The sequence below is a fragment of the Vibrio sp. VPAP30 genome (assembly GCF_001188205.1).
GTDB classification, from domain to species: Bacteria; Pseudomonadota; Gammaproteobacteria; order Enterobacterales; family Vibrionaceae; genus Vibrio; species Vibrio bivalvicida.
This window is the reverse complement of sequence record NZ_LBLS01000022.1, coordinates 18,195-37,563: the sequence shown is the minus strand read 5'-3', so window position 1 is coordinate 37,563 and position 19,369 is coordinate 18,195. Positions and strand designations below refer to the sequence as shown.

Below are 19,369 nucleotides of genomic sequence, written 5' to 3'. Positions count from 1 at the left end.
GCAAGGAGATCTTATGTCGCTGCCAACTATTGTTTTTCTCGATCGTGCTACGATCCCAACTCAAATTGAATTGCCTCATCTACCTTTCGATCATCAGTGGATCGAGTATGATTTCACCGCACCAGAATTAGTTGTCGAGAGGGCCAAAGATGCCCAAATCGTCATTACGAATAAAGTCGTCTTGGATCGAGATGTCTTAGCTCAGTTACCTAATCTAAAGCTTGTTGCAGTCTCAGCCACAGGTTTCAACAACGTCGATACGCTTAGTTGTCAAGAACGCGGGATCGCAGTGACTAATGTTCAAGGCTATGCAACGCAATCTGTTCCAGAACATGTTATAGCTATGATGTTCGCATTAAAGCGCAACTTAAAAGGCTATCACAACGATATCGCTGCCGGAGAGTGGCAGCGCAACAAACAGTTTTGCTTCTTCACTCACCCAATTAGCGATACTGCGGGCTCGGCAATGGGTGTGATTGGCGCCGGTGCGTTGGGTCAAGCAACAGCAGCCTTAGCTAAAGCATTGGGCATGCATGTATTGTTTGCTGAGCATAAAGGTGCGAAGAAGTGTCGCGAGGGTTATTTGCCTTTTGAGCAGGTCTTAGCTGTTTCTGATGTACTTACTCTGCATTGCCCACTTAACGAGCAGACAGAGCACCTTATTGGTCGACAAGAACTGTCATCGATGAAACCTTCAAGTATAGTCATCAATACCGGACGTGGCGGCTTGGTTGATGAAGAAGCACTTATCGATGCACTCAAGCATGGCGTAATAAGAGGTGCGGGTTTTGATGTGTTTACTGATGAGCCTGCGGATGAGTCCAACTCTTTGATTGCTAACATGCATTTGCCAAATCTACTTCTTACACCACATGTCGCTTGGGGCAGTGACTCATCGATTCAAAAACTGGCCGAGATTCTGATCGATAACATCGTCGCCTTTGTTGAAGGTAGACAGCAGAACCGCGTAGTCTAGTTCTCAAGTTTTTTGGGTAATGCCTTAAGTTGCGCTAAGCCTTGATTGAATACTTCCATTAAGGTTTGCGCTTTTGGGTGGGCTTTAGAAAACATCAAATAGCTGTCGTTAGTGAGAAAAGGCTTTGGGTGATAAGTGATTAACTTTTGTGTTTCAAGCGGCAGTTGGCTAAGCGCGTACATGCCAATATGTTTCTCTTCCGGAACTAATTCCACTCTACGGTATTTGAGCAGCTGAAAAGCTTTTTCTGGGCTCTCGACACGGTTCATGCTGATACGCTTATGTTCTAGCATTTGGTCTAACTCGGCACCATAACTATAACCTAAACCACCACCAAGCTGTTTTCCTTCTATATCAGCCAATGATTGCCAGTCAAAGGGTATCTCTTGTAAGTGGAAAAATACGAATTGCTCCTGAGCAACGGGATCGCTGTACTTAAAGAGCTCCGTTCGTTCTTCGGCATACATCCAAACTGCGGTGGCGACATACTCTCCTTCGCTGGCCTTTTTATAAGCCCGTTTCCAAGGGTAAAAGTGAAACTCTACTTGGTATCCTTGGTTGGCGAAGGCTTGCTGAATGGTATCACCTACGTGTCCGTAGTTTTCAAGCGTTTCACCAATAAAGGGAGCCCAGTTTCCTGCTGCAATTTGTATTACTTCTGGTGAGCTTTTGGCATTTGCGTCAAAACACCAAAAGCATTGAAGTATAAAAAAACTGAGTAAAGTTTTTACCAAGGCACTCGTTTCCTGTCTGACTATCTTCTTTAATTCTAGAAGAGCTGGATTTTTATAAGTATTTAAAGCTACCACAAAGCCAATAAAAGACACTAAACGAACACAAATAGTTGAGTTATAAGTCAATATAGCTATGCAGGCTGAGTAATATGTAAAATTTATGTATTAATCTGCATTGCTATATGTGATGAATATCAATTAGTTGCATTTTGTTGGCTCTAAGGAATAGACGTTGAGAATGAAATGTAAGAGATTGTTTAGCTTATATAATTAGCTAACAACGTCAGGATATTAACAATATGGAAGAAAAACGTATCACTAACCCGGTTGAGTTTCAGGGAAAAGGGGGAGAGTTCTTCGGCATTTGGATAGTCAATGTTCTACTTTCTATTATAACATTGGGTATTTATTCAGCTTGGGCGAAGGTCCGAACCAAACGTTATTTCTACGGTAATACCTATATTAATGGTGATAACTTTGAATATCACGCCCAGCCGATGCAGATCCTCAAAGGACGTCTTGTCGCAATCGCGGTGCTGATCGCTTGGGGTGTGGCAAACGCCTTTTTCCCTGCTGTGAGTGCAGTTCTTCTTCTGGCTTTTTATGCTGCTCTTCCTTGGTTATTATGGAGTAACGCTCGCTTTGATGCCGCGATGACAAGTTACCGTAATGTTCATTTCTCTTTTGATTCGTCATTGAAAGAAGCGTATTTGTCGCTAATGGGACGGGGCCTGGGTGCTTTGCTGGCCATGGCTGCTTATGTTGCGGTGATAGTCGCTGTGTCTAGTATCTCTAAAGTTGCCGCTACGGTATTGGGGATCGCGTCTTTGGTTTTCATGGCTGCGGTGTATGCATGGGTCGTGGTTGGTGCGCATAAGTATTTTGCTAACGGGTATCGATATGGAGATTGGAAGTTTAGTGCCGAACTGGAAACTGGCTTCTTTATTAAAACATATCTAAAAGCGATGGGATTAGGTATTGCCTTGACTATTGTCCTTGTTATTGCAATGTCTTTAACGGCATTCAATGGTTTTGATTTTTCGGCAATTCAGAATGGTGATTACAGTTCTTTGATGGGCACTTCTCAGTTTTCGGTATTCATTATTGGTTACCTAGGGCTCATCACTTTGACTATTGGTCTGACTGCGTACACAACGACACGAGTACGCAACTACGTCTTTGATCAGTTACAAGCTAAGTTAGATCAAGAGTCAGACAATTCCTACACTTTCAAATCGTCATTTACCGCAAGAGGGTATACAGGGCTGGTAATTACTAACTTTTTACTCCAGGTCGTCACGTTAAGTATTGCCAGACCATGGGTGATGATCCGCACTACGCGTTACGTTGCCGACAACACAGCCGTATTTGGTGATATGAGTGTACTAAAGGCGACAGACCAAGATTCAAATGTAAAATCTGCTGTATCGGATGAAGTAGCTCAAGCCTTTGATCTAGGAATTGGAATTAACTAATGCTGTTTGATGGGGTAGCGTTTCCACCCCGTAGCTCAGAGCGTCATCCTGCTCAACTGGATGTGACACAAGCTAACGCGTTAAGCTTGCGCGTTGACGGTAAAATTATCAGTTGTGATCAACAGTACGCCGACATCAGCGTTCCTGTTGGTAATCTTCCGGTGCGATTTAAGTTTCCCGATGGCTGGGTATTTGTTGTTGAAAGAACAGCAGAAGTCAGTCATTGGCTAGAGTGTAATCGTAGAAGCAGTAAGGTTGATAAGATAGAAGCCAACTGGATGGCGTGGTTGTTGTCGGCGTTTGTATGCATCGGTGTGGTGCTGGGCAGTTATTTCTATGTGCTGCCATGGGCCAGCGATAAGGTCGCAAAAACGATCCCTGACTATGTTGCCGTGGCGCTGGGCGATAAGATTCTCGAGAGCTTTGACAATAGCTGGCAAGAGAGTGAATTAAGCCCACAAGCGCAGCAAGAGATTCGCCAGCGTGTCACTCAACATGTCGCGCACCTCGAAGCGGTATCATATCCGGTTGAGGTGGTATTTCGTTCCTCAGAACTTGGCGCTAATGCTTTTGCGTTACCGGGCGGTAAAATAGTCTTACTCGATGATCTGGTCGCTTTAGCCGAGAATAAGCAGCAACTCGACAGCATTATTCTTCACGAGCTTGGTCATATTCATCATCGCCATATGATCAAGAAGTTGGTGCATTCTAGTTTACTTTCGGTTGGTGTTGCACTGTTAACTGGGGAAGGCTCAGGAGTGGTAGATAACTTAGCTGGTTTGGGGGTCTTCTTTATTTCTAATGGTCACTCTCGCGAGGCTGAACTGGAAGCCGACGCTTACGCTAGGCAAGCCATGCTGACTTTGTATGGTAGCAGTGAGCCTATGGCGGAAATGTTTGAACTTTTCAAACAGCAAGAAGTATTGGAACCACCAGAGTGGATGAGCACTCACCCCGACTTCGAGCAGCGTATCCAAGCTGCGCGTGAATAACAGAGACAAAAAAGGCAGCGAACTCGCTGCCTTTTTTTGTCAGTAATGCTGGCTTATTTACAGCGCAGCAATTGTAGTCTTCTGCTCTTCAAGTTTAGCTAGAGTTTCTTTGTAACCTTCTAGCTTCTCGCGCTCTTTTGCTACCACAGCTTCAGGAGCTTTAGCAACGAAACCTTCGTTACCTAGTTTGCCTTCGATGCGCTTTATTTCACCGTGAGTTTTCTTTATTTCGCCATCTAGACGAGCAAGCTCAGCGTCTTTATCGATCAGACCTGCCATTGGGATCATCAGTTCAGACTGACCCACTAGCTTAGTCGCACATGCTGGTGTCTCAGCACCATCAGCAAGAATCGTTAGGCTATCTAGCTTAGCAAGAGAGTTCAGAACAACCTTGTTTGCTTCGATACGCGCCGCGTCTTTCTCGCTAGCAACCTTGATCATCACTTCTAGGCCTTTGCTAGGCGCAATGTCGTATTCTGCACGTAGGTTACGGATAGCCGTGATGAAAGTCTTAACCCACTCGATGTCTTCTACGATCTCAGCGTTGAAGTTCTCTTCGTTAAACTGAGGAAGCGCTTGAGTCATGATAGTGTCGCCTTCAACACCGTCTACTAGTGGCTTAACGCTCTGCCAGATAGATTCAGTGATGTAAGGAAGCACTGGGTGAGCAAGACGTAGCGTCTTCTCTAGCACAGTGATCAGCATGTAGCGAGTCGCTTGTTGCTGAGCTTCTGTACCTTTCCAAAGAACGGGTTTAGTTAGCTCTAGGTACCAGTCACAGAATTGGTTCCAGATGAATTCGTAAAGCGTGTTCGCAGCCATGTCTAGACGGTAGTTGTCTAGGTGAGCGTTAAATTCTTTCGCTGCTAGTTCAAACTGAGATTCAATCCATTTGTCCGCTAGAGAGAATTCCATGGTTGCACGTTCTTCAGCCGACAGTGACATGCCACAATCGTGCTCTTCTGTATTCATCAGTACGTAACGGCTTGCGTTCCATAGCTTGTTACAGAAGTTTCGGTAACCCTCTAGACGTTTCATATCCCAGTTGATGTCACGGCCTGTCGAAGCCATAGCAGCAAGTGTGAAACGCAGTGCGTCAGTACCGTATGGTTCGATACCGTTTTCGAAAGTCTTACGGGTGTTCTTTTCGATCTTCTTCGCTAGCTGAGGCTGCATCATATTGCCACAACGCTTCTCTACTAGAGACTCAAGGTCGATACCATCGATCATGTCGATAGGGTCAAGTACGTTACCTTTAGACTTAGACATCTTGTCGCCGTTTTCGTCACGGATTAGGCCCGTTACGTAAACTGTCTTGAATGGTACTTGAGCTTTACCATTGTCATCTTTGTTGAAGTGCATAGTCATCATGATCATACGCGCAACCCAGAAGAAGATAATGTCGAAGCCCGTTACTAGCACGTCTGAAGGGTGGAATGTCTTCAGATCTTCAGTTTGCTCAGGCCATCCCTGAGTACCAAACGTCCATAGCGCAGAAGAGAACCATGTATCGAGTACATCGTCGTCTTGGCGAAGAACAACGACAGGTGCAAGGTTGTTGTTTGCACGTACTTCTTCTTCAGTACGACCTACATAAACATTGCCGTCGTTGTCGTACCAAGCAGGGATACGGTGACCCCACCAAAGCTGACGAGAGATACACCAGTCTTGAATGTCACGCATCCAAGAGAAGTACATGTTTTCGTATTGCTTAGGAACGAACTGGATCTCACCATCTTCAACCGCTTTAACAGCAGGTTCAGCAAGAGGTGCAGCACGTACGTACCATTGGTCAGTTAGCATTGGTTCGATAACTACACCACCACGGTCACCGTAAGGTACTGTTAGGTCGTGATCTTTGATTTCATCAAGAAGACCTAGTTCTTCAAACTCAGCAACGATCGCTTTACGAGCAGCGAAACGCTCCATACCGTGGTATTTAGCTGGTAGCTCAGTAGAGTAAACATCGCTTGCTTCACCGTTAGTGGTGAATACTTCAGCCGCATCACGGATGTCTGCGTTGAACGTTAGGATGTTGATCATTGGTAGGTTGTTGCGCTTACCAACTTCGTAGTCATTGAAATCGTGCGCAGGGGTGATCTTCACACAACCTGTGCCTTTTTCCATATCTGCGTGCTCATCGCCTACGATAGGGATCAGACGGTTAACGACAGGAAGCAGGATCTCTTTACCGATAAGATCTTTGTAGCGAGGATCTTCTGGGTTTACAGCAACACCTGTGTCACCAAGCATGGTCTCAGGACGTGTTGTCGCAACAACAATGTAGTCTTTACCTTCCGCTGTCTTTACGCCGTTTGCTAGCGGGTAGCGGAAGTGCCACATGTGGCCTTTTTTGTCTTTGTTTTCAACTTCAAGATCAGAAATTGCAGTGTGCAGTTTAGGATCCCAGTTAACCAGACGTTTACCACGATAGATTAGGTCGTCTTCGTATAGACGTACGAAGACTTCTTGAACTGCGTTAGATAGGCCGTCATCCATTGTGAAGCGCTCACGGTCCCAATCTACAGATGCGCCTAGACGACGAAGCTGCTTAGTGATTGTACCGCCAGATTCGCCTTTCCATTCCCAGATTTTATCGATGAAAGCATCACGGCCGTAATCGTGTTTCGTTTTGCCTTCTTCAGCTGCAATTTTACGCTCTACAACCATCTGAGTAGCGATACCAGCGTGGTCAGTACCTACTTGCCAAAGGGTGTTTTTGCCCTTCATACGCTCAGCACGGATTAAAGTATCCATGATTGTATCTTGGAACGCGTGGCCCATATGTAGGCTACCAGTGACGTTCGGCGGCGGGATCATGATGCTGTAAGCTTCTTTAGTCGTGTCACCGTGTGGCTTAAAGTAGCCTTTCTCTTCCCAAGCTTGGTATAAAGCTTGCTCGATTGAAGTTGGGTTGTATGTTTTTTCCATAGCTATAGATATTCTGCAGATAGGTCTGGTTTAATTCTAAGTCAATCTTTATAAGTGAGGCATCTCTAATAAGATCGCCTTAACTATAAGGATTGACCGCTAGTTGTGTTTGATCTCGATCGTTTGTAGCTGATAACCAGCTTGGCGGTAGATTTTATATCTTTCTCGCGCCAGTTGCTTGGCTTTTTCTTCGCAAGGGACGAAGTCTACCACCTCAGCAAACTTGTTCGCAAAGGTTGTCTCATTTTCCGCTAAATTTATTATCAACTGCCTATTCCAAGATGGTTTAACCCCTTGGTAGCCAATTTCGATGTTGGTTCCATATCTTGGTCCTTCACCAACAAGATTATGAGCAACAAACTGTTTGGCGTCGACTTGCCAGAAAAACTCCGCAATTTGCTCAGCATGCGATTTATCGCTGCAATTGAGATAAACTTTAGCGCCTTGCTTGGCGAAGTGGTGTGCAAGAAATAACACATATAAGCCAAACCCTTCCGCATCCGCTTGAGGTGAGTCTGGGTTAATAATGTAAAATGTTGCGTTCGCCATAACTGCTCGCCTTTAGTCGAAACGACAGAGACTAGAAAATACAAAAAAGGGCCTAGCGGCCCTTTTTAAGACGGTGAGGATTATTCCTCTGTCTCTTGGCCACTGCGGTTTAGCAGGAACTGGACAAGCATTGAGACCGGGCGGCCAGTCGAGCCTTTCGCTGCACCTGATTTCCACGCAGTACCTGCGATATCGACGTGCGCCCAGTGATACTTTTTGGCGAACTTGGATAAGAAGCAACCTGCAGTGATAGTGCCACCTGGGCGACCACCAATGTTTGCCATATCAGCAAATGGGCTCTTCAACTGTTCGTGGTACTCGTCTGCCATAGGTAGACGCCATGCGCGGTCGCTTGCTTGCTCCGACGCATTGACAAGTTCGTGAGAAAGTGGGTTGTGGTTTGAGATAACGCCACTGATGTGATGACCTAGTGCAATAACACATGCACCAGTTAAGGTCGCAACGTCTACCACGCACTCAGGCTCGTAACGCTCAACGTAAGTTAGTGCATCACATAATACTAGGCGGCCTTCAGCATCGGTGTTAAGCACTTCTACTGTTTGACCAGACATCGTTGTCAGGATGTCACCTGGGCGGTAAGCATTGCTGCCTGGCATGTTTTCACAACCCGCAAGGATCGCGACGACGTTGATAGGTAGGTTGAGTTTAGCTAGTGCTTTCATGGTTCCGAATACAGATGCCGCACCACACATGTCGTACTTCATCTCATCCATACCTTCACCAGGCTTGAGTGAGATACCGCCTGAATCGAAAGTTAGCCCCTTACCAACCAGTACAATTGGTTTCGCTTCTGAGTCTGGGTTGCCCTTGTACTCCATGACAGACATCATAGATTCGTTCTTAGAGCCACGACCTACCGCTAGGTAAGAGGTCATGCCCAGCTTTTCCATCTCTTGCTCACCAATGATCTTGGTCGTTACTGTTTCGTAGTCGTCAGCTAGACGACGAGCTTGCGAAGCAAGGTAAGCAGGGTTGGCGATGTTCGGTGGCATGTTGCCAAGATCTTTAGATGCTTTAACACCAGAAGAGATGGCTAGACCGTGTGCGATCGCTTTCTCACCTAGGTTTAGCTCACGACGTGTTGGGACGTTAAACACAAGTTTACGTAGTGGTCGACGAGTCTCTGGCTTTTGGCTCTTGAATTGGTCGAAGGTGTACAGACCATCTTTTGTTGCTTCAACAGCTTGACGAACTTTCCAGTAAGTATCGCGCCCTTTAACGTGCAGCTCAGTGAGGAAACACACGGCTTCCATAGAACCTGTCTCGTTCAAAGTATTGATGGTTTTCTGGATGATCTCTTTGTACTGACGTTCACCCAATTCACGCTCTTTACCACAACCTACGAGTAAAACGCGCTCAGATAGGACGCCTGGTACTTGATGAAGCAGTAGCATCTGCCCCGGTTTTCCTTCTAGATCACCACGGCGAAGTAGTGAACTAATATAGCCATCGCTGATTTTATCTAGCTGCTCGGCAACTGGAGAAAGGCGACGTGGCTCGAACACGCCTACAACGATACATGCGCTGCGCTGTTTCTCTGGACTGCCACTTTTTACACTGAACTCCATGCGTACTCCTACATCCTGAAGACAAATAGAACTAAATGTTAGATAATGCAGTCTTACTTGTTGATTCCTTACTCGGAACTATCCTTAAATAAGCGCATTAACAGTTAGCCAAAAATTTAAAAAATAAAAGGTTCAACGGGAAATTATAGTGATTCAATTAAAAAAACAAGTTTTGTATAGGTAATTTCAGCGTGATTATTGTTAGATATTTGATCCGCGAGACACTCAAAAGCCAATTAGCGATATTTTTTATCCTGTTTTTAGTGTTCCTTAGCCAAAAATTGATCAAAGTTTTGGCCGATGCTACGGATGGAGACATTCCCGCCAGTTTGGTCATGCACTATGTTGCTTTAAGCATGCCTTCGATGGGACTGTTGATGTTGCCGTTGAGTCTTTTCTTAGGGATCTTGCTAACTTTCGGCCGTTTGTACGCTGAAAGTGAAATAACCGTGATGAATGCAACGGGGATCGGTAATAAGTTCTTGATCCGAGCTGCCTTGTACCTTGCCGTGATTACCGGTGTTGTCGCGGGCTTTAACTCATTCGTTTTTGCTCCTTATAGCCAAGACCAACTGGTTAAACTGCAAGAAGAAGTGGAAGCTGAGAACAGCGTCGACTTGCTTAAAAAAGGCCACTTCCAAGGTACACCAGACGGTTCTTCCGTAGTCTTCATTGACGATATTGACGGTAAGAAGCTCAAGCATGTATTTGTTGCTCAAATGCGTCCACGTGACTCGATTTTACCGAGCGTTTCTTTCTCTCAATCAGGTGAAGTGAAAGAGTTGAGCGATGGTCGACAAGTGATTCGTATGTATGATGGCACTCGCTATGAAGGGGTTCCAACACGTGTTGATTATATGGTGACTGATTTCGACCAGTACGAAGGACTGATTGGTCAGCGTGATGTGAAACCAAAAGGTCGTGACTGGGAAGCTATTTCAACTCTCAAACTACTAAAGAACTCAGATCCTCGCGCCCAAGCCGAAGTTCAATGGCGTATCTCACTGGTGATTTGTATTCCACTGTTGACTATGTTGGTAGTACCGCTTTCGGCAGTTAACCCACGTCAGGGGCGATTTGCAAAAATGGGCCCTGCGATATTGATCTATCTTGCTTACTTCTTGGCGATTAGTGCCACTAAGTCAGCGATAGAAGACGGTTCTATTCCGACCTTCATTGGGATGTGGCCTATTAATGCCGCGCTACTATTGACTGCAATTGGTATTAACTCAATGGACAGTATTCCTGTTCGTCGCTTCAAAGACAAACTAAGACAAAGAAAAAAGGCAGCGTAAGTCGTGTTTAAGATTCTCGATCTCTACATAGGTAGAACTATTATCGCCACGTCATCTTTGGTGCTGGCAACCTTTGTCGGCCTCTCTGCCATCATTAAATACGTCGAACAGTTGCGTAAAGTGGGTGAGGGTACTTATGACTTGTTGCAGGCTTTGCTGTTTGTTTTGCTAAGTATTCCACGTGATATTGAGATGTTTTTCCCAATGGCGGCACTGCTTGGAGCCTTGATCGGTCTTGGCATGCTAGCTTCTAGCTCTGAGCTGGTAGTTATGCAAGCGGCAGGTTTCTCGAAGTTAGACATTGGTTTATCGGTACTGAAAACCGCAATTCCACTAATGATTATGGTGACCTTGCTCGGTCAATGGGGAGCCCCTCAAGCTCAGAAAGCGGCACGTGACTTACGTGCATTTGCGACCTCTGGCGGGGCGATTATGTCAGTGCGAACTGGGGTTTGGGCACGTGATGCCAATGACTTTATCTTTATCGGTAAGGTCGAAGACGACAAGATCTATGGCATGAACATGTGGCGTTACGACGAAAACAAGCGCTTGGAAAGTGTGGTTTATGCAGCAGAAGTGGAGTATGTGTCTGATAACACTTGGATGATGAAAGACGTCCAAGTGACAGAAATGGTTGATGAGGTAGAAATCTCTAAGCAAAGTCTACCAAAATATAGTTGGACGACCTCTTTGGCTCCAGACAAACTTGCGGTGGTCACCGTTAAACCAGAAGAGCTATCACTCGGAGGTTTGTACGATTACGTCACCTACCTGAAAGCGTCTGAGCAAGATCCGTCACGCTATGAACTGGCTTTTTGGCGTAAAGTAACTCAGCCATTTTCAATTGCAGTGATGATGTTGATGGCGTTGTCATTTATCTTTGGTCCACTGCGCAGTGTGACCATGGGGGCACGTATTCTATCGGGCGTTGTAGCTGGGTTTACTTTCTATATTTCGAGTGAGTTCTTTGGCCCACTCAGTTTGGTCTATAACATCCCGCCAGTGTTTGGTGCTGTGATGCCAAGTATCGTGTTTTTAACTGTTGCATTGATGCTATTACGCAGGAAGCTTTAAGCTTAAGACTTTTACAATAAAGAAAACGGCAGCCAATCCAATTGGCTGCCGTTTTGTTTTTATGGCATTAGTTATTACATCAATTTTTTCAGTCGATAAAGTTCTTCTAGTGCCTGCCTTGGTGTTAGGTCATCAGGGTCTATTGCAGAAAGCGCTTCTTCAACCTCACTTGGCTCTGGGATCAGGCTAAGTTGGTTGGCGATGTCTACTGCGCTTGAACGAGGTGAACCTTCACCTTCTTGGCCCAATTGTTCCAGCTGTGTCAGCTTAGCGCGCGCGTTTTTAATCACACTCTTAGGTACACCCGCTAAACCTGCAACGGCAAGACCGTAAGACTTACTTGCAGCCCCTTCTTGGACTGCGTGCATGAAGGCAATGCTGTCACCATGTTCGACCGCATCTAGGTGAACGTTTGCTAAGTGTGGGATCTGGTTGGGTAGCTCGGTCAACTCAAAGTAGTGGGTGGCAAACAAGGTCATTGAACCAAGCTCTTTAGCTAGCCACTCGGCACTGGCCCAAGCGAGAGAAAGGCCGTCATAAGTACTGGTGCCACGACCGATTTCATCCATCAGTACCAAGCTGTTGGCTGTTGCGTTATGTAGAATGTTAGCCGTTTCTGTCATCTCAACCATAAAGGTAGAGCGTCCAGAGGCGAGATCGTCAGAAGCACCAATACGGGTAAAAATGCGATCTATCGAGCCTATTTGAGCCGATTCGGCAGGCACATAAGAACCTATGTGTGCCATCAGCGCAATCAACGCAGTTTGGCGCATATATGTTGATTTACCGCCCATGTTCGGACCAGTAATGATCAACATTTTACGTTGCGGGTTTAGCTCAATTGGGTTGGCAATAAATGGGTCATCCATAACTTGCTCAACCACAGGGTGACGACCTGCTTGAATATGGATGCCCGCTTCTTTAGCCAAAGTTGGACGACAGTAATCTAGGCTGTCTGCACGTTCCGCTAAGTTTTGCAGTACATCGATTTGCGACACCGCAGAAGCGACGTTTTGCATTTGTTCTAGGTGAGGCATTAAGAGATCAAATAGCTCTTCCCATAGTTGCTTTTCCAGAGCGAGTGCTTTCGATTTAGAGTTAAGCACTTTATCTTCATGCTCTTTGAGCTCAGGAATAATGTAACGCTCGGCGTTTTTTAGTGTCTGACGGCGAACATAATGAGGAGGAACGAGATGGCTTTGACCACGGCTGACTTGGATAAAGAAGCCATGTACATTGTTGTAGCCCACTTTTAGGCTGTCGATACCGTGTCGTTCACGCTCGTCCTGCTCCATTTGTTCGAGGTACTCGGTGGCACCGTCAGCCAATTTACGCCACTCATCGAGCTCTGAGTTATAGCCTTCGGCAATCACCCCTCCATCGCGGATGACGACAGGTGGATTGTCTTTAATTGCTCGTTCTAACAGCTCGCACACTTCATCCATTGGTGCTGCATATTGCGCCAGTTTCACTAAGTATGGGTGGGCTAGTGATCCCATTGACTCTGCCAGCTCAGGCAGTTGCTGCATGGCAAAACGAAGGCGAGCCATATCTCGTGGCCTCGCACTGCGCAGAGCTAAGCGAGCCAGAATACGTTCAATGTCACCAACCTGCTTAAGTACAGGGTGAAGGTCGGCGAACAGAGACATCTCTTTCAGCTCAGAAATTGCATCTAAACGATGATTTAGAGTATCGATATCGCGCATTGGTTGGTGTAACCAACGCTTTAGCATGCGACTGCCCATTGCAGTGGCTGTGTGATCGAGCACTTCAGCTAAAGTGTTGTCGGTCCCACCGGCAAGATTATGAGTAATTTCCAAGTTGCGTCGCGTCGCTGCATCCAAAATGACAGAGTGATCTTGTCTGTCAAAAGTGAGTGAGCGAATGTGTGGTAGTGCGGTACGTTGGGTATCTTTGACATATTGGATCAAACAACCTGCCGCGCATAGACCTAGGTTGGCATGCTCAACCCCAAAGCCAACTAAATCGCGAGTACCAAACTGTTGGTTTAATTGCTGCTTAGCGGTATCGAGTTCGAACTCCCAAACTGGGCGACGGCGGTTACCATTGCGAGAAGACATTAGATGGACAGGTTCAAAGTCTTCCGGGAACAGCAGTTCACGTGGTGAGGTGCGTTGTAACTCTGCAGCCATCGCTTCTTCGGTTTGCGGCTCCATCAATTGGAATCGACCTGAAGTGACATCTAAGGTGGCATAACCAAATTTGCCGTCGTGATAATAGATAGCGGCAATAAGGTTATCTAAACGCTCAGACAGTAGTGCTTCGTCGGTCACAGTACCTGGCGTAACAATGCGGACGACAGCACGCTCTACAGGCCCCTTACTTGTGGCTGGATCGCCGATCTGCTCACATATAGCAACAGATTCGCCGAGTTGAACCAGCTTTGCCAGATAACCTTCCACGGCATGAAATGGTACACCCGCCATAGGGATGGGTTCGCCAGCAGAAGCGCCTCGCTTAGTCAGTGAAATATCGAGTAGTTGAGATGCTCGCTTAGCATCATCGTAGAAAAGCTCGTAGAAATCCCCCATACGATAAAACAGCAAGATATCTGGGTTCTCAGCTTTGAGCTTGAGATATTGCTGCATCATGGGCGTGTGTTTTTGCTTTTCTTTTTCAGGTAACGCTTTCACAGTTGGGATCTTTCGTTTATTTCTATTGCGGCTTAGGATACGTCAATAGCCAAAGGGCGAAAAGGTGTAATAAGGGGTTTTAGACATGGAATCACAGCAAACTTTGTCACAGCAGCTAGGTGCGTTGCTAAATCATCATAAATTAGTTATGACTACTGCGGAATCTTGTACTGGTGGCGGTGTTTCTGCGGCAATTACCGACATTGCGGGCAGCTCAGCTTGGTTTGATCGTGCATTTATCACCTATAGCAATGAAGCCAAGATGGAGATGCTAGGTGTATCAGCAGCAACACTCGAGCAATTTGGTGCTGTCAGTGAACAGACAGTCGTTGAGATGGTTGAGGGCGCAATCCATAACTCAAATGCCAATATTGGTGTTTCAATTAGTGGCATCGCAGGCCCAGGTGGAGGCACAGAGTTAAAACCAGTAGGAACCGTTTGTTTTGCTTGGGCCGATTCAATTGGTTGGAAAAAAGTCGAAACACTGTGCTTATCAGGTGACCGCGCACAAGTTCGTCAACAGGCGGTTGAACATGCCTTAAAAGTACTGCACGCAGAATTGCTCGCAAGAGATATCTGAACAACCTAAAATTTTAAATACCTTTAAAATTAGGACGATATCACCAAAAGTTAAAAAAAAGCCATACAGGTATGGACACTGTATGAATCAACAGTATAATGACTTGCATTGATTGTTCAGTAACATGGCTGAACGGAAGAATTAGATTGATAATCATCAGCACGAAATAGATGAGTCATTTGGAGAAAGTGATGAACGAGAACAAACAGAAAGCACTTGCCGCTGCGCTAGGTCAGATTGAAAAGCAATTTGGTAAAGGTTCAATCATGCGCCTAGGTGATAACCGCGCAATGGATGTAGAAACAATCTCTACAGGTTCACTTTCTTTGGATATCGCATTAGGTGCTGGTGGTCTTCCGATGGGCCGTATCGTAGAAATCTACGGCCCAGAATCATCAGGTAAAACGACGCTAACACTTGAGTGTATTGCTGCAGCGCAAAAGCAAGGTAAAACTTGTGCCTTTATCGATGCGGAACACGCACTTGATCCAGTTTATGCTAAGAAGCTAGGTGTTGATATTGATGCTCTACTAGTTTCTCAGCCAGATACGGGTGAACAAGCTTTAGAGATTTGTGACGCATTAGCACGTTCAGGTGCTATCGACGTAATGGTTGTCGACTCGGTTGCAGCGCTTACTCCAAAAGCAGAAATTGAAGGTGAAATGGGCGATAGCCACATGGGTCTTCAAGCGCGTATGCTTTCTCAAGCTATGCGTAAGCTAACAGGTAACCTAAAGCAATCTAACTGTATGTGTATCTTCATCAACCAAATCCGTATGAAGATTGGAGTGATGTTTGGTAACCCTGAAACAACCACGGGTGGTAACGCACTTAAGTTCTACGCATCTGTTCGTCTTGATATTCGCCGCACTGGTTCTATCAAAGAAGGTGACGAAGTTGTCGGTAACGAAACTCGCATCAAGGTAGTTAAGAACAAGATCGCTGCACCGTTTAAACAAGCTGAAACGCAAATCCTGTATGGCCAAGGCTTTAACCGTGAAGGTGAGCTTATCGACCTCGGTGTTAAGAACAAGCTTATTGAGAAAGCAGGTGCTTGGTACAGCTACAACGGTGATAAGATTGGTCAAGGTAAAGCGAATGCAGGTAAGTTCCTACGTGAAAACCCTGAAGCAGCAAAGACTATCGATACTAAACTACGTGAATTGTTGCTTTCGCCAGCTGAAGTTCAGCCAGATGATGCTGAACTAGGCCAAATGCCAGAGCAAGAAGAACTGTAACACTACTTTTTGAATAGAAAGCCCTGCTTATGCGGGGCTTTGTCGTATTTAGAATATGAGAATTTAATCCGACATGTTTCAACGAAAACCCCCAACACTATCGAGTAAAGAAGCAGCGATTCAACTACTCAGTCGCCGCGATCATGGTGAGTATGAGATGTATCAGAAGCTCAGCTTGAAAGGTTACGAAGATGACGCTATTCAAGAGGCGATCAATTTTTGCTTAGATAATAATTATTTAGATGATCTTCGTTACGCTAAAAGCCAAGTGAGACAGCATGTCTATAAAGGACATGGTGAGCGCCGCATTCGCCAAGAGCTGAATCAAAAGCGAGTTGCAGAATCAGTGATTGAAAAAGCCATAGAAGAAGAGCCGCAAGATTGGTTTGAACTCGCTAAAAGTGCTGCAGAGAAGAAATTTAAAGGAATGTAAGCGAAAGACCAAAAAGAGTACGCCAAACAGGTGCGCTTTCTCCAGTATCGAGGCTATAGCTTTGAGCAAATCAGCTATGCACTCAGCTCAGAAAGCGAGGATTGAAAGTTAAAACTCCCTTCAATTTGACTATTTAGTTTCAATTCCTCAAGCGAAAAGCTCTTTTCTACAAGAAAACTAGTCGTAGCGCTAACCATGATCTACAATAGCGCAAAATTCTAACTCGACTATTTTCAGGAAGAGCTGCATGTACATGAGCACTGATGAGGTTCGTAACGCGTTCCTTAAGTTCTTTGAAAGCAAAGGACACCAAATCGTAGACAGTTCATCGTTGGTTCCGCATAACGATCCGACCCTGCTATTTACAAACGCAGGTATGAACCAATTTAAAGATTGCTTCTTAGGCGCCGAAAAACGTGCCTACACACGAGCAACTACGGCTCAGCGTTGTGTACGTGCGGGTGGTAAACATAACGACTTAGAGAACGTTGGCTTCACAGCTCGTCACCACACTTTCTTCGAAATGCTAGGTAACTTTAGCTTTGGTGATTACTTCAAAGAAGACGCGATTGCTTTTGCTTGGGAATTTCTAACGGAAACTCTACAACTACCAAAAGATCGTCTGTTGGTTACGGTATACGAGACAGATGACGAAGCATTCGATATCTGGAACAAGAAAGTAGGCGTGCCTGCTGATCGTATCGTACGCATCGGCGATAAAGAAGGCGGTAAGCAGTTCGAATCAGATAACTTCTGGACAATGGGTGACACAGGTCCTTGTGGTCCATGTACTGAGATTTTCTACGATCACGGTGAGCATATCTGGGGTGGTCGTCCTGGTACACCTGAAGAAGACGGTGACCGTTTCATTGAGATCTGGAACAACGTATTTATGCAGTTCAACCGTCATGCCGACGGCACAATGGAGCCACTACCTAAGCCTGCTGTTGATACAGGTATGGGTATTGAGCGCATTTCTGCAATCATGCAAGGCGTTCACTCAAACTACGAAATCGATGTATTTCAAAAGCTAATTAAAGCGACAGCAGAGATCGTTGGTCACGAAGACCTATCGAACCAATCGCTACGCGTGATTGCTGACCACATCCGCTCTTGTTCATTCCTTATCGCTGATGGTGTGATGCCTTCAAACGAAGGTCGCGGTTACGTCCTGCGTCGTATTATTCGTCGCGCAGTTCGTCACGGTAACAAGCTTGGTGCACAAGGCGTATTCTTCCACAAACTTGTGGGCGTACTTGCTGAAGTCATGGGTAGCGCTGCTGAAGAACTTAAGAAACAGCAAGAGCTTGTTGAGAAAGTACTTCGCATCGAAGAAGAGAACTTTGGTCGCACACTAGAGCGTGGCATGGTTATCCTTAATGAAGCACTAGATGCACTAGAAGGCAAAGAGCTGGACGGTGAAACAGTATTTAAGCTTTACGACACTTACGGCTTCCCTGCTGACCTAACTAACGATGTGGCTCGTGAGCGTGAATTTGCGATTGACGAAGCTGGTTTTGAGAAAGCGATGGAAGAGCAGCGTCAACGTGCTCGTGAAGCGGGTCAATTCGGTACTGACTACAACGCAACTATTAAGTCTGACGTAGACTCAGAGTTCTGTGGTTACGTAGGTACTCAAGGTAAGAGCAACGTAGCAGAAATTTTCGTTGAAGGTGATGCGGCTGAATCTCTATCGGCGGGTGATAAAGCAATCATCATCCTTGGTGAAACGCCATTCTACGCAGAATCAGGTGGTCAGTGTGGTGATGCTGGTGTGCTTAAAACTGAATCTGGTCTATTCAAAGTGGAAGATACTCAGAAGCTAGGTAATGCAATCGCGCACCACGGTGTTCTTACAGAAGGCGTTCTAGCGAAAGGTGATGAGGTAGAGGCGACTGTTGATGCTGAGCGTCGTGCATCGATCTCTCTCAACCACTCTGCAACTCACTTATTACACGCAGCGCTACGTTCAGTACTGGGTGAGCACGTTACGCAGAAAGGCTCGCTAGTTAAACCTGAAAACCTACGTTTCGATTTCTCACACCTAGAAGCGGTAACTCCAGCAGAGCTAAAAGAAGTTGAGCGCCTAGTGAATGCTCAAGTTCGTCGCAATCACGTTATTGAAACTAACGTAATGGACATCGAGTCAGCAAAGCAGAAAGGTGCAATGGCACTATTCGGCGAAAAGTATGATGATGAGGTTCGCGTTCTATCAATGGGTGAGTTCTCTACCGAACTTTGTGGTGGTATCCACGCATCAAACACGGGTGATATTGGCCTATTCAAGATCACTTCTGAAGGTGGTATCGCAGCAGGTATCCGCCGTATCGAAGCTGTAACAGGTGAAGCGGCACTAGATGCAATCGAAGCTCAACAAGCTAAGTTCGAAGAGAAGCTTGTTGAGTCGGCGCAAAAAGCTAAATCGCTAGAGAAAGAAATTCAGAAACTTAAAGACAAGATGGCTGCAGCGGAAAGCGCAAACATCATGGGTAAAGTTCAGGATATCAACGGTACTAAAGTATTGGTAGCGGCTCTAGAAGGCGCTGATAACAAGAACCTACGTACCATGGTTGATGACATCAAAAACCAAGTCGGTAGCGGCGTGATTCTGCTGGCTAACATCAACGACGATAAGATTGGCCTAATTGCTGGCGTGACTAAAGATCTTATTGGCAAAGTAAAAGCGGGCGACCTAGTTAAGATGGTCGCTGAGCAAGTTGGTGGTAAAGGTGGTGGTCGTCCAGATATGGCTCAAGCAGGTGGCACGGACGTTGCTGCTCTGCCTGATGCTATTCAGTCTGTGCAACCATGGCTAGAAGAACGTCTGTAATTAAAAATTGAACTATTAT

Annotated in this window: 13 protein-coding genes and 1 pseudogene; 9 read left to right on the top strand and 5 right to left on the bottom strand. The window is 45.8% G+C overall.

The genetic code is table 11. From position 1 onward, the window contains the following. Nucleotides 1-13: 13 nt before the first annotated feature. Nucleotides 14-976 carry a D-2-hydroxyacid dehydrogenase gene (locus tag ZX61_RS09295; protein WP_049844360.1) on the top strand — a complete coding sequence of 321 codons (963 nt, stop codon included), beginning with the start codon at nt 14-16 and terminating at the stop codon, nt 974-976. On the opposite strand, the gene ZX61_RS09290 is transcribed toward ZX61_RS09295, so the two are convergent. Then, nucleotides 973-1,683: a substrate-binding periplasmic protein gene (locus ZX61_RS09290; protein WP_235431321.1), complete on the bottom strand. Its 711-nt coding sequence runs from the start codon at nt 1,681-1,683 to the stop codon at nt 973-975. The genes ZX61_RS09295 and ZX61_RS09290 overlap by 4 nt on opposite strands. A 326-nt stretch (nt 1,684-2,009) precedes the next feature. On the opposite strand from ZX61_RS09290, the gene ZX61_RS09285 reads away from it, so the two are divergent. Together ZX61_RS09285 and ZX61_RS09280 are read left to right on the top strand one after the other, a co-directional pair. Beyond that, nucleotides 2,010-3,185: a YjgN family protein gene (locus tag ZX61_RS09285; RefSeq protein ID WP_049844359.1), complete on the top strand. Its 1,176-nt coding sequence runs from the start codon at nt 2,010-2,012 to the stop codon at nt 3,183-3,185. After that, nucleotides 3,185-4,177, top strand: a complete 993-nt coding sequence (locus ZX61_RS09280; RefSeq protein WP_049844358.1) for a M48 family metallopeptidase — start codon at nt 3,185-3,187, stop codon at nt 4,175-4,177. The genes ZX61_RS09285 and ZX61_RS09280 overlap by 1 nt, the downstream gene beginning before the upstream one ends. Before the next feature lie 57 nt (nt 4,178-4,234). On the opposite strand, the gene ZX61_RS09275 is transcribed toward ZX61_RS09280, so the two are convergent. From ZX61_RS09275 to pepA, 3 genes are all read right to left on the bottom strand, one after another. Beyond that, nucleotides 4,235-7,108: a valine--tRNA ligase gene (locus ZX61_RS09275; protein WP_049844357.1), complete on the bottom strand. Its 2,874-nt coding sequence runs from the start codon at nt 7,106-7,108 to the stop codon at nt 4,235-4,237. A 99-nt stretch (nt 7,109-7,207) separates the two neighbouring features. Continuing rightward, nucleotides 7,208-7,657, bottom strand: coding sequence for a DNA polymerase III subunit chi (locus ZX61_RS09270; RefSeq protein WP_049844356.1), 450 nt, complete (start codon nt 7,655-7,657; stop codon nt 7,208-7,210). 80 nt (nt 7,658-7,737) lie between these two features. Next, entirely contained in the window at nt 7,738-9,246 is a 1,509-nt protein-coding gene (gene pepA / locus ZX61_RS09265) for a leucyl aminopeptidase (RefSeq protein ID WP_049844355.1), read from the bottom strand. Between the two features lie 191 nt (nt 9,247-9,437). Here pepA and lptF point away from each other — a divergent pair, with 191 nt between their 5' ends. Both lptF and lptG read left to right on the top strand, forming a co-directional pair. Beyond that, a complete protein-coding gene (gene lptF / locus ZX61_RS09260) occupies nt 9,438-10,541 on the top strand; it encodes an LPS export ABC transporter permease LptF (protein ID WP_049844354.1) in 1,104 nt (367 codons plus the stop codon). 3 nt (nt 10,542-10,544) lie between these two features. Continuing rightward, the gene (gene lptG, locus ZX61_RS09255) at nt 10,545-11,615 is read left to right on the top strand and encodes an LPS export ABC transporter permease LptG (protein WP_049844353.1); all 1,071 of its coding nucleotides are present in this window, start codon (nt 10,545-10,547) and stop codon (nt 11,613-11,615) included. 74 nt (nt 11,616-11,689) lie between these two features. On the opposite strand, the gene mutS is transcribed toward lptG, so the two are convergent. Continuing rightward, nucleotides 11,690-14,227 (bottom strand): DNA mismatch repair protein MutS, encoded by a 2,538-nt coding sequence (gene mutS / locus ZX61_RS09250; RefSeq protein WP_049844447.1) that lies wholly within the window; start codon nt 14,225-14,227, stop codon nt 11,690-11,692. Between the two features lie 127 nt (nt 14,228-14,354). Between mutS and ZX61_RS09245 the strand changes: the two genes are divergently transcribed. The 4 genes and pseudogenes from ZX61_RS09245 to alaS all read left to right on the top strand — a co-directional run bounded on the left by ZX61_RS09245 (nt 14,355) and on the right by alaS (nt 19,350). Continuing rightward, nucleotides 14,355-14,849, top strand: coding sequence for a CinA family protein (locus tag ZX61_RS09245; protein WP_049844352.1), 495 nt, complete (start codon nt 14,355-14,357; stop codon nt 14,847-14,849). 191 nt (nt 14,850-15,040) lie between these two features. Next, nucleotides 15,041-16,087: a recombinase RecA gene (gene recA / locus ZX61_RS09240; protein ID WP_049844351.1), complete on the top strand. Its 1,047-nt coding sequence runs from the start codon at nt 15,041-15,043 to the stop codon at nt 16,085-16,087. Between the two features lie 73 nt (nt 16,088-16,160). Further along, nucleotides 16,161-16,625: pseudogene (recX, locus tag ZX61_RS09235) on the top strand (recombination regulator RecX). Nucleotides 16,626-16,767: 142 nt separating this feature from the next. Next, nucleotides 16,768-19,350: an alanine--tRNA ligase gene (alaS, locus tag ZX61_RS09230; RefSeq protein ID WP_049844350.1), complete on the top strand. Its 2,583-nt coding sequence runs from the start codon at nt 16,768-16,770 to the stop codon at nt 19,348-19,350. Nucleotides 19,351-19,369: the final 19 nt, after the last annotated feature.

Coding starts and splice junctions, on each gene's coding strand:
- ZX61_RS09280 (WP_049844358.1), top strand. CDS start 3,185: ATGCTGTTTGATGGGGTAGCGTTTCCACCCCGTAGCTCAGAGCGTCAT.
- mutS (WP_049844447.1), bottom strand. CDS start 14,227: ATGATGCAGCAATATCTCAAGCTCAAAGCTGAGAACCCAGATATCTTG.
- ZX61_RS09245 (WP_049844352.1), top strand. CDS start 14,355: ATGGAATCACAGCAAACTTTGTCACAGCAGCTAGGTGCGTTGCTAAAT.
- ZX61_RS09275 (WP_049844357.1), bottom strand. CDS start 7,108: ATGGAAAAAACATACAACCCAACTTCAATCGAGCAAGCTTTATACCAA.
- pepA (WP_049844355.1), bottom strand. CDS start 9,246: ATGGAGTTCAGTGTAAAAAGTGGCAGTCCAGAGAAACAGCGCAGCGCA.
- ZX61_RS09270 (WP_049844356.1), bottom strand. CDS start 7,657: ATGGCGAACGCAACATTTTACATTATTAACCCAGACTCACCTCAAGCG.
- recA (WP_049844351.1), top strand. CDS start 15,041: ATGAACGAGAACAAACAGAAAGCACTTGCCGCTGCGCTAGGTCAGATT.
- alaS (WP_049844350.1), top strand. CDS start 16,768: ATGTACATGAGCACTGATGAGGTTCGTAACGCGTTCCTTAAGTTCTTT.
- ZX61_RS09285 (WP_049844359.1), top strand. CDS start 2,010: ATGGAAGAAAAACGTATCACTAACCCGGTTGAGTTTCAGGGAAAAGGG.
- ZX61_RS09295 (WP_049844360.1), top strand. CDS start 14: ATGTCGCTGCCAACTATTGTTTTTCTCGATCGTGCTACGATCCCAACT.